Source organism: Pygmaiobacter massiliensis, from assembly GCF_900199435.1.
Lineage (GTDB): Bacteria > Bacillota > Clostridia > Oscillospirales > Ruminococcaceae > Pygmaiobacter > Pygmaiobacter massiliensis.
This window is the reverse complement of sequence record NZ_OAML01000002.1, coordinates 180,295-196,300: the sequence shown is the minus strand read 5'-3', so window position 1 is coordinate 196,300 and position 16,006 is coordinate 180,295. Positions and strand designations below refer to the sequence as shown.

18 protein-coding genes and 1 other annotated feature are annotated in these 16,006 nt (G+C 48.2%); of the genes, 16 read left to right on the top strand and 2 right to left on the bottom strand.

The window, feature by feature from the left end:
* Positions 1-14 precede the first annotated feature (14 nt).
* The 16 genes from C1A11_RS00905 to tyrS all read left to right on the top strand — a co-directional run bounded on the left by C1A11_RS00905 (position 15) and on the right by tyrS (position 13,821).
* Positions 15-512 carry a hypothetical protein gene (locus tag C1A11_RS00905; RefSeq protein WP_102048550.1) on the top strand — a complete coding sequence of 166 codons (498 nt, stop codon included), beginning with the start codon at positions 15-17 and terminating at the stop codon, positions 510-512.
* Positions 478-1,053: a hypothetical protein gene (locus C1A11_RS00900; protein WP_180950194.1), complete on the top strand. Its 576-nt coding sequence runs from the start codon at positions 478-480 to the stop codon at positions 1,051-1,053. Before C1A11_RS00905 ends, C1A11_RS00900 begins: the two co-directional genes overlap by 35 nt.
* Before the next feature lie 13 nt (positions 1,054-1,066).
* Complete coding sequence (locus tag C1A11_RS00895; protein WP_102048548.1) at positions 1,067-1,657, top strand: SpoIIIAH-like family protein; 591 nt, start codon at positions 1,067-1,069, stop codon at positions 1,655-1,657.
* A gap of 274 nt (positions 1,658-1,931) precedes the next feature.
* A complete protein-coding gene (locus C1A11_RS00890; protein ID WP_102048547.1) occupies positions 1,932-2,306 on the top strand; it encodes an Asp23/Gls24 family envelope stress response protein in 375 nt (124 codons plus the stop codon).
* Positions 2,307-2,363: 57 nt separating this feature from the next.
* A complete protein-coding gene (gene nusB, locus C1A11_RS00885) occupies positions 2,364-2,795 on the top strand; it encodes a transcription antitermination factor NusB (RefSeq protein ID WP_102048546.1) in 432 nt (143 codons plus the stop codon).
* A 62-nt stretch (positions 2,796-2,857) separates the two neighbouring features.
* A complete protein-coding gene (locus tag C1A11_RS00880; RefSeq protein WP_341458112.1) occupies positions 2,858-3,709 on the top strand; it encodes a tRNA (adenosine(37)-N6)-threonylcarbamoyltransferase complex transferase subunit TsaD in 852 nt (283 codons plus the stop codon).
* Positions 3,702-4,934 carry an exodeoxyribonuclease VII large subunit gene (gene xseA / locus C1A11_RS00875; RefSeq protein ID WP_102048544.1) on the top strand — a complete coding sequence of 411 codons (1,233 nt, stop codon included), beginning with the start codon at positions 3,702-3,704 and terminating at the stop codon, positions 4,932-4,934. Before C1A11_RS00880 ends, xseA begins: the two co-directional genes overlap by 8 nt.
* Positions 4,912-5,133 (top strand): exodeoxyribonuclease VII small subunit, encoded by a 222-nt coding sequence (gene xseB, locus C1A11_RS00870; RefSeq protein ID WP_207653940.1) that lies wholly within the window; start codon positions 4,912-4,914, stop codon positions 5,131-5,133. Before xseA ends, xseB begins: the two co-directional genes overlap by 23 nt.
* Positions 5,120-6,004, top strand: a complete 885-nt coding sequence (locus C1A11_RS00865) for a polyprenyl synthetase family protein (RefSeq protein WP_102048543.1) — start codon at positions 5,120-5,122, stop codon at positions 6,002-6,004. Before xseB ends, C1A11_RS00865 begins: the two co-directional genes overlap by 14 nt.
* Positions 6,005-6,020: 16 nt before the next feature.
* Positions 6,021-6,479: a divergent PAP2 family protein gene (locus tag C1A11_RS00860; RefSeq protein ID WP_102048542.1), complete on the top strand. Its 459-nt coding sequence runs from the start codon at positions 6,021-6,023 to the stop codon at positions 6,477-6,479.
* Positions 6,480-6,500: 21 nt separating this feature from the next.
* Positions 6,501-8,357 carry a 1-deoxy-D-xylulose-5-phosphate synthase gene (gene dxs / locus C1A11_RS00855; RefSeq protein ID WP_102048541.1) on the top strand — a complete coding sequence of 619 codons (1,857 nt, stop codon included), beginning with the start codon at positions 6,501-6,503 and terminating at the stop codon, positions 8,355-8,357.
* A 33-nt stretch (positions 8,358-8,390) separates the two neighbouring features.
* The gene (locus tag C1A11_RS00850; RefSeq protein ID WP_102048540.1) at positions 8,391-9,233 is read left to right on the top strand and encodes a TlyA family RNA methyltransferase; all 843 of its coding nucleotides are present in this window, start codon (positions 8,391-8,393) and stop codon (positions 9,231-9,233) included.
* A gap of 27 nt (positions 9,234-9,260) precedes the next feature.
* Positions 9,261-10,100 carry an NAD(+)/NADH kinase gene (locus tag C1A11_RS00845; RefSeq protein WP_102048539.1) on the top strand — a complete coding sequence of 280 codons (840 nt, stop codon included), beginning with the start codon at positions 9,261-9,263 and terminating at the stop codon, positions 10,098-10,100.
* A gap of 5 nt (positions 10,101-10,105) precedes the next feature.
* A complete protein-coding gene (locus C1A11_RS00840) occupies positions 10,106-10,558 on the top strand; it encodes an arginine repressor (RefSeq protein WP_180950193.1) in 453 nt (150 codons plus the stop codon).
* A gap of 13 nt (positions 10,559-10,571) precedes the next feature.
* The gene (recN, locus tag C1A11_RS00835; RefSeq protein WP_102048537.1) at positions 10,572-12,236 is read left to right on the top strand and encodes a DNA repair protein RecN; all 1,665 of its coding nucleotides are present in this window, start codon (positions 10,572-10,574) and stop codon (positions 12,234-12,236) included.
* A gap of 33 nt (positions 12,237-12,269) precedes the next feature.
* Positions 12,270-12,519: a binding site (T-box leader), on the top strand.
* A gap of 75 nt (positions 12,520-12,594) precedes the next feature.
* On the top strand, positions 12,595-13,821 hold the full coding sequence (gene tyrS, locus C1A11_RS00830) for a tyrosine--tRNA ligase (RefSeq protein WP_102048536.1): 1,227 nt from the start codon (positions 12,595-12,597) through the stop codon (positions 13,819-13,821).
* Between the two features lie 72 nt (positions 13,822-13,893).
* Here the strand turns inward: tyrS and C1A11_RS00825 are convergent, their stop codons facing one another.
* Together C1A11_RS00825 and dapA are read right to left on the bottom strand one after the other, a co-directional pair.
* Positions 13,894-15,069, bottom strand: coding sequence for a CapA family protein (locus tag C1A11_RS00825; protein ID WP_242965779.1), 1,176 nt, complete (start codon positions 15,067-15,069; stop codon positions 13,894-13,896).
* Between the two features lie 35 nt (positions 15,070-15,104).
* Entirely contained in the window at positions 15,105-15,995 is an 891-nt protein-coding gene (gene dapA / locus C1A11_RS00820; RefSeq protein ID WP_102048534.1) for a 4-hydroxy-tetrahydrodipicolinate synthase, read from the bottom strand.
* Positions 15,996-16,006: the final 11 nt, after the last annotated feature.

Genomic DNA, 16,006 nt, shown 5'->3' with positions numbered 1-16,006 from the left:
AGGAGATTCGATGAATGGATTTGCTGCGTCATTGGGCCTATACACTTTGCCTTGCGGCGATTCTGCTTGCCGTCTTGCAGGGAATTCTGCCGGTAAAGAATCTTTCAGCAGTCATAAAAATGGTGCTAAGCCTATATATTTTATTGATGTTACTCGCCCCCATAACGGATAAAACAAGCTTTCGGCGAGCGCAGGTGCCTGATTTTTCATCTGATATTGTTCTGCCAGAAGTGGACGTGACAAATGCAGTCCAGTCAGAAACTGAACATCGTTTGGAACAAACCGTTTTGGCAGGTCTAAAGGAAGTGGGCTTTGGCATAGAAGAAGTAGTAGTGCAAAGCACGATTAGTGAAGAAAACGAGTTTATTATCACAAAGGTCGTACTGTATTTCGCAGGTAGTCCGCCAGCGGCGGGAGAGATAGAAAAGTCTCTGCAAACATCGCTTGGGTGCCTGCCATCTTACGAGGTTTTACAGATTGATGGGACAGCAAATAGTGCAGAAGACGGATGATCTCCGTGAAAAATTGAAATCTTTTACGCAAAAGAAAGGCGCCGGCCTGCTTCTCGTCCTGGGCCTCGTCGGCATTCTTTTGATTTTCCTCTCCGACTTAATCGGAGGCAACACTACCACAAAAACAGAGGTTCGCGCAACCTCTGGCGTGCAGGACAGCACACAGTATGCCAAAGAGCTGGAAGCGCAGCTGACAGACCTCGTTGGCAATATCCAAGGGGTAGGACGCACCCGTGTGATGCTGACCCTTGAAGCTGGAACAGCTTATGATTATGTAGCGGACGAAAAAAGCACCTCTTCCGTCAACGCCGGTGTAAACGGAGAGACCAGTCAAAAAAGTCATGAAAGCGAATATGTATTGATTGACGGAAAAGATGGAAGAGAAGCACTCGTCGCGAATTATACGATGCCCGAGATTCGAGGGGTCGTCGTCCTATGTGAAGGGGCAGACGACATTGCCACCGTAAAGCGGGTGACGGATGCTGTTTCAGTTGTTCTTGGTCTTTCGACCAACCGAATCTGCGTTACAAAAATGACATAATGGAGGAATCTTTATGAAACGTATCCCGGGCAGAAAAAAACTGACTCTCATTACTTTGGTGCTGGCGCTTGGCGTGGCGGTTTACTTGAACTGGGAATACGCCAAAAACGATACGGGCCTGACCACCGTGCCCACCGGTGCAGAAGTCACCAGCGGTGAGACTATCGTGGTAAACGAGGTCGTACCGGACGATGAGGCGAACAAAAACTATGGCGATGCACAGCTTGTGTCTCTTTCTAAAGATGGCGGTACCAAGTATTTCGATGAAGCAAAGCTCACTCGATCCAAAACCCGTGACGAGGCGCTGGATAAGCTGCAAAAATCTCTTAAAAATGCAAAGCTGACTGACCAGGAGAAACAGGATCTCACCGCTTCGTTGGAAGGTGTTATCGCAAGTATCACCGCGGAAGGCGATATTGAAAACCTAGTAAAAGCAAAAGGTTTTGTAGACTGCGTTGCTTTTCTCAATGACGGCAAAGCCAATATCGCTGTAATGAGCAAAAATGGCGCGCTGACTAAGAGCGAAGTTGCTCAGATTCGTGACATCGTAACCTCGAAATCTGCCGTAGATGCAAAAAATATTACGGTTGTCGAAGTGAAATAGTTGTCTGTTTCTGAACAAAATGGTATAATATCCATAATAACCCGAAAGCAATATAAGGTAACCCAACAGCCGAACCGCCGCTAAAACAGGTCGCATACCTGTTTTCTGTGGCATTCGGCTGTTGCTGGCCCTTGTTTTTGCTGCTTTGTGATATAATCTACCTTTGCTTTGGCGAGAATAAATACAGCCATATGCAACCAACCATCACGGCACACCGCACGCCGTAACCTGCGGATGCTGGCGCGAAACATCGCGCAGCGATAAAGGAGCGATTATGGAAGTAAAAAAATCTGATATGATCGGTGGCAGCCTTCAAATCTCCACCGATGTGCTTGCCAAAATCTCGAAGCTTGCAGCGCTCGAAGTCGAAGGGGTGCAGGACATTGCCTGCGGCCTTTCACCGGTGAAAGGGGCTTTTGCGAAAGTGAATATGCAAAAGCCTGTGCAGATTGAACTGACAGATGATGTTGCGGAGATTACTGTGGACGTTATTGTAAAATACGGCTACAAAATCCCGACTGTTTGCGAAAACATTCAGAGAAATGTTAAGGCATCTGTACAGAATATGACTGGCATTACTGTTTCCCGCGTAAATATCGTTGTTGAGGGCGTAGTAATCGAAGCACCCCCGAAAAACCAAGAGAACTAAACCAATGCCCTCCGGAGATTTCGGCTGGAGGGCAAATTTTTGCTAAAAGAGGTTTCCATGAAAAGAAGAATATCCCGTGAAAATGCGTTCATCGCGGCGTTTGAAGAATCGTTTGATGCCAGCAGCATGAGCGAGATTATCCATTACTCGCGCGAAACACAAGAATATGCTGTGGATGAATTTGGCGAAACAATGTTGCGCAACCTGTTGGCCCACCGTGAAGAGGCTGACAAGATTATCGAGCCCAACTTGAAAGATTGGAAGCTGAACCGCTTGCCGCGCGTTTGCCGCATTGTGCTGGAGCTTGCCGTCACCGAGATGATGTACGGCGAAGAAGGGACAAGCATTGTCATCAACGAGGCAGTCGAAATCACCAAAAAGTTTGCTAGTGACGAGGATTATCAGTTTGTCAACGGCGTTTTGGGAGCGATTGCTCGGGCACATTTCCCTGAAGAGCAGGGCGACAGCACATGTACACGCTCGGAATAGATACCAGCAATTACGCGACCTCGCTGGCTGTATACGACAGCAGCGCGAGGTCTGTTTGTGTTATGCTCAAAAAATTTCTGCCCGTCAAAGAGGGCGCGTTGGGCCTTCGGCAAAGCGAGGCGGTGTTTCATCATACCGCCGCCCTTCCGGAGCTGCTGCGCGAACTGGACGGGCAGTTTTGCTTACAACAAATTAATGCGGTAGGCGTTTCGGTTCGCCCGAGGCCAGTAGAAGGCTCTTATATGCCGTGCTTTTTGGTCGGCGAAGCTGCCGCACAAAGTTTTGCACTTTCTAAAGGGCTGCCGGTGGTGTCCACTTCGCATCAGCAAGGGCACCTGACCGCAGCGCTCTACGCCGCCAAAAGAGAAGACCTTTATGCCGGCAAAGCATTGGTGTTCCATGTTTCTGGCGGCACCACCGAACTTTTGCTCTGTGATGCACTGAATATCACGGCTGTTTTAGGCGAAAGCCTCGATCTTTATGCCGGTCAGGCCGTAGACCGCCTTGGCGTAAAGCTGGGTTTTGCTTTTCCGGCAGGCCCGGAAGTCAGCCGTTTAGCAGCAGAATGCAGCGAAAAGGTGACACCGAAAATTAGCCTGAAAGATGGCGACTGTCATTTTTCAGGGCTGGAAAATCAGTACACAAAATTGCTGGAGCAAGGCGCATCGCCAGCTTATGCAGCAAAGTATTGTCTGATTGCGGTTGCGAAAACACTCGCCGAAATGCTGGAAAAAGCACAAGATGCAAATCCCGGTCTACCGTGTATCTGTGCGGGCGGCGTAATGAGCAGTGACGTGATTCGCGGCTACATGGAACATCGATTTCCCGGAATTGCCTTTGTTCCTGGGCAGTATTCTTCTGATAATGCGGCTGGCGTGGCGATTTTTGCTGCGGAGGCGATGAAAAATGGCTAATGTAATTACTGTAACTGCGCTGAATCGGTACGTTAAAACCTTGTTAGAGCGTGATCCGGTACTAACCGATGTCGCAATCAAAGGCGAAATACAAAATTTTGTGCATCATCAAAAAAGCGGACACTTTTACTTTACGCTTAAGGATGAAACAGCAACCGTAAAAGCCGTTATGTTTCGCTCTTCTGCAAGTCGGCTCTCTTTTTTGCCCGAAAACGGCATGAGCGTTATCGTACGCTGCCGCATTAGCTTATTTGAGCGCGATGGTTCTTTTCAAATTTATGTGGAAGAGCTGTTTCCCGATGGACTGGGCGCTGCGCAGATGGCCTTTGAACAACTAAAAGCTCGTCTGCTATCCGAAGGGCTGTTTGCTGAAGAGAAGAAAAAGCCACTGCCTGCGGTGCCTAAACGCGTGGGTTTGGTTACTTCTAAAACAGGTGCAGCAATTCGGGATATCTACTCTGTAGCACAAAGACGTTGGCCTTTTGCTGATTTTCTCGTCTATGATGCCTCAGTGCAAGGACGTGAAGCAGAACAGGCGCTTGTCGATGGTATCAAAGCACTAGACCAGAGCGGTCTGGTGGATGTAATTATCGTCGCACGCGGTGGCGGTTCACGAGAGGATTTGTGGGTGTTCAATAGCGAACGTCTTGCTCGCGCCGCGTATGCCTGTAAAACCCCGCTCGTTTCAGGCGTAGGGCACGAAATAGACTTTACGATTCTAGACTTTGTAGCGGATCTACGCGCCGCAACTCCAACTGCTGCTGCCGAACTGGTACTGCCAGACATTTCGGTTTTTGCTGACCGCTTGCAACGTGCAATGCAAATTGCCGATGCTGCCATTAGCTATAAACTTACGGTTTGCCGTCAGCACTGTGATATAGTCGCAAGCACAGACGTTTTGCAAAACCCCACTTTGCTTTTTACTTCTCGCGAGACAAAGTTGAGGGAACTGAATCGCCAATTAACACAAGCGATGGAAGCCAAACTGCAGGGTAGCCGGCGAGAGCTGGCGCAGGCTGCCGCATTACTGGAATCCTTAAGCCCACTTGGCGCACTTGCGCGCGGCTATTGCATTGCCAGCAGCAACGGCAAAACGATACGCAACAAACAACAACTTGTACCAGGGGCTCAGCTGCAGCTGGAATTTTCAGATTTTGCAGCAGATTGCACCGTGGACCAAATCATAGAAAAGGGTGGCCTTCTTGAAAAAGGAACAAAAATTTGAAGAAGCGATGGAGCAGCTGGAAGCCATTGTAGCAAAGCTGGGTGACGAAACCACACCGCTTGAGGAAGCCCTCGCTCTTTATGCCGACGCGGCGGAAAAAGTCCGCTTTTGTTCGGATAAACTCTCGCATGCAGAAATAAAAATCGCGGAAATCCGTGCAACTATTGCCGAGAAAGAAGAGGAAGATGACGGAGTATAACAGTATTTATCAAGGGTATATCCAGCGGCTGATGGAACGCATGGATCAGGATTTGCCGCGCTTGTTTGCAGAAGGCTCGTCTGTTGGCGAAGCCGCTCGATACAGCCTGCTTTCGGGTGGTAAACGAGTACGCGGCGTGCTGGTGCTTGCTGTTTGTAAAATGCTGGCTGGCGATATGCAGGCAGCAGAAAGCTTTGGCTGTGCCATTGAGATGCTGCATTGTTATTCCTTGATTCACGACGATTTGCCTTGTATGGACAATGCCGCAACACGTCGTGGAAAACCCTCTTGCCATAAGCAATATGGCGAAACAACGGCATTGCTTGCAGGCGACGCTTTGCTGACGGCTGCTTTTGAAGAGATTGCATTCTCTGATGCAGAAAAAGGTCAAATTGCAGACGCTGTGCTATGCCTCTCGAAAGCAGCTGGACCCGCCGGAATGGTGTATGGTCAGGAGCTGGATTTGGCATTTGAACACAAGCAGCCTCAACGCGCCGATTTAATGCGAATTCACCAGCATAAAACAGGTGATTTGATCAATGCAGCTGTGGCACTCGGTGCAATTGCCGCAAAGGCTGATTCCCGTCAAAAAGCGTTGCTTAAAAACTATTCTGACCGCATTGGCTTGGTATTTCAAATCGTAGACGATATTTTAGATGTTACCGCCACAGCAGAAGAACTGGGCAAACCCGTTGGTAACGATGATTTGTGTGGCAAAATCACATTTGCTACACTGGAGGGCATAGAAAAAGCACATCTTGAGGCTACACAGCTGACCGAAGAAGCATGTGCGCTGCTGATAGCAGAATTTGGCGATGCTGCAGATTTTTTGGTAACACTTGCACAATCGCTGTTGGTTAGAAAAAACTGAAAGAGGTGAGCTTGGCATGTTTCAGGCACTGTCGAACAACTACATTCTTTGTGTATCGCTTTTGTCTTGGCTTGCTGCCCAAATTTGCAAAACGATTCTTAATTTTATCTTGTGCGGCGAACTGAACTGGGAGCGTATGTTTGGTGCAGGAGGCATGCCCAGTGCACACTCGGCCTTGGTATGCTCGCTTACGATCGCCACGGCCCGCCAATACGGGCTCAGCTCCCCGTTTTTCGCTATTGTCTTTGTGCTGGCCGCTATTGTTATGTACGATGCAATGGGGGTACGGCGCGCGGCGGGCGAGCAGGCGAAAATTCTGAACCAGCTGCTGGATAGCTGGATGCAGGATGAGATGGATTTAGGGCCTCTGAAAAACGGCAAACGCCTCAAGGAACTGCTTGGGCACACCCCTTTTGAGGTGCTCAGCGGAGCATTGCTCGGTATACTTATCGCGATGCTTTTTCCGATAAAATAACTCTGGCTAGGAGAACGGTTTATGTCTGGTTTACTCAATACCATTGTCAAAGATAAATCTCAGCTGAAGCAACTGTCGGAGGCTCAGCTTACTGAGCTGTGCGCAGAAATTCGCAGATTTTTGATTGAGCACGTTTCTAAAACAGGCGGGCATCTGTCTTCTAATCTTTGCATGGTAGAGCTGACAGTAGCACTGCATCGTGTTTTTAATACGCCGCAGGATAATATCGTGTTTGACGTAGGGCATCAGTGCTACACACATAAGATATTGACGGGGCGCGCGGACCGTTTTGAAACGCTTCGCCAGTTGGGCGGGCTTTCCGGTTTCCCAAACCCCACCGAAAGCGAGCATGACAGCTTTATCGCGGGGCATGGCAATACGGCCATCTCTGCAGCGATTGGTATTGCACGCGCAAAAAAACTAAAACACGAACCCGGTACCGTAGTTGCAGTTGTAGGTGACGGCGCTTTTACCGGCGGCATGGTTTACGAAGGCATTAATAACATCGACAAACTGGATAATCTAATCGTTATTCTAAATGACAACAAAATGTCTATCTCTAAAAATGTCGGTGCTGTTTCGCGTTATTTTACTCGTCTGCGTACCAGCAAAGAATATCATTCTGCAAAGCACCGGACGGAGAATATGCTCGATCATCTGCCGATTGTGGGGCAAGGCATTAAGTCTGCTATTGTCGCATCAAAAACAATGCTGCGTCGGACGATTTATAACTCCACCTTCTTTGAAGAAATGGGGTTTCAATACATTGGCCCGCTGGACGGCCATGATTTGGAGGAAGTAAGCGCTGCACTGGAAAGTGCCAAGGAATACAAAAAGCCGCTTTTCCTCCACGCCGTAACTGTAAAGGGAAAAGGGTTTACGCCTGCAGAGCAAAATCCCGGCGCTTTCCATGGCGTTTCGGCATTTGATACGGCTCAAGTTCCTGATCCAGATGATACAATCACCGATTCTTTTTCCGAGGCGTTTGGCAAAAAAGTTACCGAATTGGCAGGAAATGACACCAGTATCTGTGCCATTACGGCAGCAATGAAATATGCAACAGGTCTTCATCACTTTAAAAAAGCCTACAGAGAGCGGTTTTTTGATGTGGGTATGGCAGAGCAACATTCGGTGACTTTTGCCGCAGGGCTTGCTGCAAAGGGTATGTATCCTGTGGTGGCGCTGTATTCCACCTTTTTACAGAGAAGCTTTGATCAACTGATTCATGATGTCAATCTGCAAAACAGCAATCTTTTAATTGCCATTGACCGTGCAGGGCTTGTACCTGGCGATGGAGAAACCCATCAGGGTATCTATGACGTGGCTTTCTTTAGCGGGCTGGATCGTTTTCCGCTCTACGCACCTTTAAATTATGCCGAGCTTGATTACTGGCTAGAGCAGCTGGTTAGACATAAAAACGGTCCTGCTGCGATTCGCTATCCTAAAGGTGCAGAAGATGCCATGCTGTCAGCTTTTGGCTGTGATAAGAGTCTGTATCGCCGCTTGGCGGGTGATGGTAACGCTGAAACAGCGTTCGTTACCTACGGGGCAATCACAGCACAGGCACTTAAGGCAGTGCAGCAGTGTGAAAACAACGGGCAAGCTGTTGACCTTTACAATCTCGTTCGGCTTGCACCGATTCCAGCAGAGCTGGTCGAAGCGCTTCGCCGCTACCCCAAAGTGGTTTTAGCCGAAGATGCGATTGCCCATGGTTCTGTAGGCACCCATTTGGGTGATAAGCTGCTTGCCGCCGGGTATCACGGCATTTACCGGCACAGAGGCTTGCCGACTACTGGCATCGATCATGCTTCGGTACCAGAGCTGCAAAAAGTGTATGGCCTTGCCGCTGCGGAGCTTGCAGATTTTATTTGCGGATAGGCGAGCGGGCAATGAGAAAGGACTCTTAGCATTATGAAACAAAACACCGTAAGACTCGACCAATATCTTTGTGACCACAATATGGTACAAAGCCGCGAGCGCGCCAAAGCGCTTATTATGGCGGGTCTGGTTTATATCAACGGCGATAAAGCCGATAAGGCTGGCATGCCGGTAAAAGAGCATGACACCGTTGAGCTGCGCGGGCAGGATATTAAATATGTCAGCCGCGGAGGGTTAAAGCTTGAAAAAGCTTTTGCAAGTTTTCCGCTTTGCTTAGAAAATAAAGTTTGCATGGACATCGGAGCTTCTACTGGTGGTTTTACAGATTGCATGCTTCAAAACGGCGCCTGCAAAGTCTATTGTGTAGATGTAGGGTATGGCCAGCTGGCTTGGAAGCTGCGCTGCGACGAGCGTGTAGTAAACTTGGAGCGCACCAATGTTCGCTACTTGACGGAAGAGAAAGTTCCTGATAAAATCGAATTCTTCAGCGTGGACGTTTCTTTCATCTCGTTAAAACATATTTTTCCGGTAACGGCACGACTTACAGGCGCAAATGCATCGGGTGTGTGTTTGGTAAAACCGCAATTCGAGGCTGGTAGGGAAAAAGTTGGCAAAAAAGGTGTGGTTCACGAAGCTTCTACCCATCGTGAGGTAATCGTAAATGCCATCGAGTTTGCAAAGCAAAGTGGATTTACGCCGGCAGGGCTTTCTTTCTCTCCCATTAAAGGACCGGAAGGCAACATCGAATTTTTGCTCTATGTCACTAAGAATCCTCAGGACACTCCGGTGGATGATCAGGCAATCGATGAGATTGTCGCAAAAGCGCACGGCGCTTTAGATGAAGCAAAGGCGCAAAAAAACGAGATAGAGAATTAACTCCCGCAAAACGAAGGAGATCTGGCGATGAATGTTTGTTTTATTGTGAATACCACAAAGACACAGGCAATTCCTGTCGCAGTGAAAGCGATGAAATTGCTCCATGAAGATGAGATTCATTGCTTTATTGAAAAGTCATATGCTTCGGAACAATTTCTGCCCTATGCAGAGTTTTTGGACACGGAACAGGAAGCTTTGGAGCGCAGCGATATCGTAATAACGGTAGGCGGAGATGGAACCATTTTGCATGCCGTTTCGCGCGCAGGGGCAATACGCAGGCCAATCTTGGGCATCAACCTTGGTCGTATGGGCTTTTTGGCTACAGTAGAACCTAACGAACTGGAAGAGCTGCATCGTCTCAAAACAGGCGCGTATTTCACCCAAGAACGGTCTTTGCTAAAAGCTTGCTGGGGCGATAATGAGTACCTCGCTTTGAACGATGTGGTAATTGCAAAAGGATTTGTTTCGCACACCATACAATATGAGGTTTTTTGCGATAATACACAAGTGAGCAGCTATCGTGGAGATGGTATTATTATCGCCACGCCCACTGGCTCCACAGCCTATTCGCTTTCTTCTGGCGGGCCAATTTTAGATGCCCGCAGTCAAGGGTTTGTAGTTACCCCAATTTGTCCCCATAGTTTGCATACCCCGCCTATGGTGTTTGCACCGGATAGAAAAATTAAAATTTTGACCTCTGAAAACGACAATTGCTCAGTTCATTTTTCGACGGATGGCACGAATGATATTCGGCTGCCCGCGAATGCAGAGGTACACGTAAGCCAAGCGAAAGAAGTGATTTCGCTTATCACATTTGGTGAAGCCGATCAGTTTAAAATGATCGATAAAAAGCTGAAGGGAAGATGAAACAAATGAAAAATCTGCGTCACAATAAAATCCTTGAGCTGATCGAAGAGTATCCTATCGATCGCCAGGAGGATCTGCTGGCTAAACTGAAGACAGCAGGCTTTGAGGTTACCCAAGCCACAGTTTCTCGCGACATTCGCCAGCTTCGTCTGGTAAAAGCCGCTACAGGGGATGGCAGTTATCGTTACACGGTTTCGTCCTACAACAATACCAAAGAGGCGCCCAGCCGGTTTGAAACAATTTTTCGTGCCAGTGTGCTCAGCATTGATGGAGCCGGACAGATTGTTATGGTAAAATGCCACAGCGGCATGGCAAGTGCAGCTTGTGAAGTGTTTGACCTTGTCACTTGGGAAAACGTCATCGGCACCCTTGCCGGTGAAAACACTTTTATTATTTTAATGCGCAACGAAGAGGCTGCCAGCAAAATTATCGTCGACCTTAAAAACTACTTGAAATAAGGAAGATTTTTTTATGCTCAATGAATTGACAATAGAAAATGTTGCGGTCATTGAAAAAGTATGCGTCCGATTTGATCAGGGACTCAATGCGCTAACTGGCGAGACCGGTGCGGGCAAATCTATCTTAATTGATTCCATCAACGCCATTTTAGGCAACAGGACAAGCCGCGACTTGGTGCGCAATGGCGCTGAAAAAGCTGCTATTTGGGCAAGCTTTACCGATTTGCCACAAAGCGTACAAAAAAAGCTTGCCGACGCCGGATACGCGGAAGAAGAGGACGAGCTGTTGCTTTACCGCGAAATTCATACAGATGGAAAAACTTCCTGCCGCATCAATGGCCGCCCAGCAACGGCCACTCTGCTGCGGGAACTTTCGGCTGACCTGATTAATATTCACGGTCAGCATGATAATCAGGTTTTGCTTTGTCCGGAAAAACACCTTGCGGTTTTGGACGCCTATGCCCAAAACGAAAATTTGCGTACAGATTACTATGCATCTTACGTCGTTCTTCGGGACATTGTACGACAGATTAAAGCACTTTCGATGGATGATGAAGAAAAGCAGCGTCGGATGGAATTGCTTCGCTACGAGGTAGATGAAATAGATGCTGCTGCGCTTACCGATGGCGAAGAAGAAACTTTGATGGAACAGCGAAATCGCATTCGTAACGCGCAAAAAATTTTGGATGCATTGGGTATGGCCTACGGTGCATTGCAGGGCGAAGAAACGCGTGGCGGCATAGACATTCTGGGCGATGCAGTTCAAAGCATTGAAGAGATTACGCCGCTTTCCGCAGAATATAAAGCGCTCAGCGAGAAATTAAACGAAGTATATTACGCAGCACAAGATGCAGCTGAAAATATTAAATCACTTCTTGATGAATTTGATTTTGATGCTGCTGACCTAGATGCGACTGAAGAGCGGCTGGATCTCATTTATAAACTAAAACGCAAATATGGAGATTCCATTTCTGCGATACTGGCTTATGGGGAAAAAGCCCGCAAGGAGCTGGACACCATCAGCTTTGCAGAAGAAAAGCTCGAAAAGCTAAGCACACAGCGTAAAATTGCATTTGCAGAAGCAAAAGAAAAAGCAGAAGCGCTAACGCAAAACCGAAAAGATGCCTTCCTTCGATTTAACGAGCAGATTACGGAATCTTTGCGATTTTTGAATATGCCAGGCATTGTGCTGGAACTGGCTTACCAGGAGTCCAAAATTGGCCCCACCGGACACGATGTGGTCGAATTCCTGATTTCTACCAACCCAGGGGAAACACCTAAGCCGCTTGCGAAAATCGCTTCCGGCGGTGAGCTTTCGCGCATTATGCTGGCGATAAAAAGTGCCATGGCCGATAACGATCATATCGGAACGATTATCTATGACGAAATCGATACCGGTGTTTCCGGCCTTGCAGCCGGACGTATCGGCAAAAAGCTGAAAGAAACGGCAGGGGGACACCAGGTCATCTGCGTGACCCACACTGCGCAGATCGCCGCGCAGGCAGACCATCATTTGCTGATTCAAAAGTCCGTTTCTGGTGATCGTACATTTACAGAAATCCACTCTTTGAGCCCGGATGCTCGCATTAGCGAGCTGGCACGCATTATTTCTGGAGACCAGATTACAGAGTTGGCCCTTGCCAACGCAAAAGAAATGCTTGAAATGGCAGAAGCTTGACATCGCAAAATCAAGATGTTATACTCGAATATACCAAATGCAGTGAAAAGACTAAGTAACCGTGGAAAAAGCTGACACAGAGAGGATTCGGCCGGTGTGAGAATCCAAAGCGTCCATGTGTGAATACCTCTTGGAGCAGCCGATTGAATACAGCAGTAGATCGTGCCGGGTATGCCCGTTATAGCTTGTTGTTCTTATTCCGCTTTGAGTAAGAACACACCAAGGTCTTGGTGCGCGAGCGCCAGACAAACAGAGGTGGTACCGCGAATCGTTCGCCCTCTGCCAATTTATTTTGGCAGAGGGCGTTTTTTGTCCTTTCTGCCGCACACAATACTTTACAGAAAAGGAGAACAGAACAATGAGAAATGTTTACGATTTATTGGAAGAGCGCGGATTGATTGCACAGGCAACTGATGCAGAAGCAATTCGTGAGCTGCTGGGCAAGGAGAAGGTTACTTTTTATATTGGCTTTGACGCAACTGCAGATAGCCTGCATGTAGGTCACTTCTTGCAGATGGTTGTTATGAAGCATTTGCAGGATGCAGGCCATCGTCCGATTGCGCTGCTTGGCACCGGCACTACCATGGTCGGTGATCCTTCCGGCAAAACCGATATGCGTAAAATGATGACCACCGAGCAGATTGACTACAACGCAGAATGCTTCCGTCGCCAAATGTCCAAGTTTATCGATTTTTCGGATGGCAAAGCACTGATGCTGAAGAACGGTGACTGGCTGCGTAACTTAAACTATATCGATTTTCTGCGTGAGGTCGGCACTCACTTCTCGGTCAACCGTATGCTCTCAGCAGAGTGCTACAAAAGCCGTCTTGAAGGTGGCTTGACCTTCCTCGAGTTTAACTATATGTTGATGCAGAGCTATGACTTCCTGCACCTTAATCAGACAGTGGATTGCAAAATGGAACTGGGCGGTAACGACCAGTGGTCCAACATCATTGGCGGCGTAGAACTGACTCGCAAGGTAACCGGTAAAGATGTCTACGGCCTCACTTTTACGCTGCTGACCACTAAGGAAGGCGTTAAAATGGGCAAAACCGTGGGCGGTGCTGTTTGGCTAGATCCCGAAAAAACCTCACCCTACGAGTTCTTCCAGTACTGGCGTAACATTGCTGACCAGGATGTAACGAACTGCATGAAGCTTTTAACCTCTATCGACCTCGCAGAGATTGAAGCAATCGATGTGAATGACGGTAAACAGATCAATGCTGCAAAAGAACGGCTTGCTTTTGAGCTGACCCGTCTTGTGCACAGTGAAGAGGACGCACAGAAAGCTCTGGATACTGCACGCGGCTTATTTGGCGGCGCAGCCGATCACGAGCATATGCCGACTACCGAGATTACAGCAGACATGCTGAACGATGGCCAGGCTGCCATTCTCGATTTAATGGTTGCAGCAGGCATTTGTCCCTCTAAGGGCGAAGGTCGTCGTTTGGTTCAGCAGGGTGGCATTGCTGTAGATGGTGAGAAGGTAGAGAACCCGCTGCTGACCGTCAGTGCAGAAAAACTGACTGCTGGTATCGTAATTAAAAAAGGTAAAAAGATTTATCAGAAAGTCATCCTGAAATAAAATAGGGAAATGGCTGTAAAATTATAAATAAAGAGCGGAGTGCTTCTAATAAGCACTCCGCTCTTATTGTGTTTAAGCCGCTAAATATTCCGGCGGAATCTGCTCCGCTACGACATTTTGGATATAGTTTAAATTGAACTCGGGATACTCTGTGCGCACACCATGCCGTAGGGCTCGCTCTTCGGTATAGTCACGCAGCAGCAGCACGGAAATATCTTGATAATGTTTGTTATAATGGGTAACGGTAGGATAAAACTGAATATCACTGAGCACTGCTTCGTCGTTACCTTTTTGTGTGATGGTAAGCGTTAGCACTGCTCCAATCATTTGCAAAGGCTTGCTTTGCGCAGAAACAAAATTGCCTAGAGAATAGGCACAAAGTGTAGTGCTACCGTCTTCTGCACTGGTGAACGTTTCTGCAGTCTGCAATACATGTGGGTGGGTGCCTATAATTAAGTCTGCACCCCAGTTCGTCATTTTTTGGGCAAGCTCGCGCTGCTTTTCGGTGACACGCGTACTGTCTTCAACGCCCCAATGCACAGATACGACAACAACGTCCGCAAGCTCTTTGGCCTTTTTGATTTGCTGTTCCATCAGCTCTTCATTTGAGGTCAATACCACATGCGCGGCAGCATTAGAAGGGCGAGGTATGCCGTTTGTGTGGTCGGTATAGGCTAGGCAGGCAAAGTTGATGCCGTTGCTTTCGTAACAGGGAATTTCCATTTCGCTACCTTGCGGAAAGAGTCCAAAGTAAAGTACGTCTTCGGGCATGCTGTCCCAATAGCGTAAAGTTGCGTCAATACCCACGGAACCTTTGTCATAGATATGATTATTTGCTCCTGCAAAAAGCCGAAAGCCTGCATCATACGCCGCCTTACCGAGCGCCCCCGGGGTCGAAAAGCAGGGGTATGTGCTGGCAGACAGCTCGTCGTTGACGAGAGTTTCCTGATTAATCATATTCAGATCGTATCCTTTGAAAAACGGGGCAATCTCTGCATAGAGAGGGGCAAAGTTGTAACTGCCGTCTTGGGTACGCCGCTGCGCCTGCAAATAGATGCTGCCGTGAATCAAATTATCTCCGCTCGCAGAAAAACGAACCGTCTTTACTTTCTCTGGCGTTGGCTCTGGCATTGCCACACTGGAAGAAGGAGATACCGGATTGCTTTGCGAGTTTGTCGTTTGTGTTGCGGCACAGGCGGTGAGAAGCAAACCTGCAAAAAACACTAAAATTAAAGCTTTTTGTTTCACGGCAGTTGAATCCTTTCCTTGGTCCATCCTTGCACTTATTTAATCATTTCAAATTCATACAATAGCTTTTTAAGGTGTGCCCGGCAGGAAGCATTGGGCAGAACCAACGGCCCTCGACAGCAGCCTACTGTATATCCCATGCTTTCCAGTGCCCACTTTACGGGCATTGGGTTTACATCTTCAAACAATGCGCCCATCATTTCATCAAGTTTCATTTGCAGGGCAATGGCAGCCTGTGTTTCACCGGCTAAAAACAACCTGCAAAGCTCATGCATCTCAGCTGGCATAATGTTTGCCAAGACCGAGATAACCCCTTTGCCGCCCAGCGAAAGAATCGGTAGCGTTTCGGCGTCGTTGCCAGAGTAAAGCGCAAGCTCATCACCACACAGACGCTTCGTGGCAGAAGCTGCGGTAAGGTTACCGTTTGCTTCTTTAATGCCTACGATATTGGGGACTCCCGAAAGGGCAGCATAGGTTTCAGGCTGAATATTCACGCCGGTACGAGAAGGCACATTATACAAAATCACAGGCAGGCTGACATTCTGCGCAATAGCGGTGAAATGCTCGATCAGCCCTGCCTGTGAGGTTTTGTTGTAATATGGTGTGACCAGCAGGAGAGCATCGGCGCCGAGTGCCTCAGCTTGTTGTGATTGCTCAATTGCGTGCCGTGTGTCGTTAGAGCCTGTACCGGCGATGACAGGGACCCGACCGGCTACTTTTTTTACCGTCCGGTGGATCACTGCCATGTGCTCGGTTTGGTTCAGTGTAGGGGCTTCACCGCTGGTGCCACACACTAAAATGGCATCTGTCCCACCGGTAAGCTGAAAATCGATTAATTCGTCAAGTACGTCCAAGTTAATTGTATGGTCCCTGTTCATTGGCGTTACAAGTGCAACGCACGATCCTGTGAAAATACAGGATTTCATCAGATACCTCC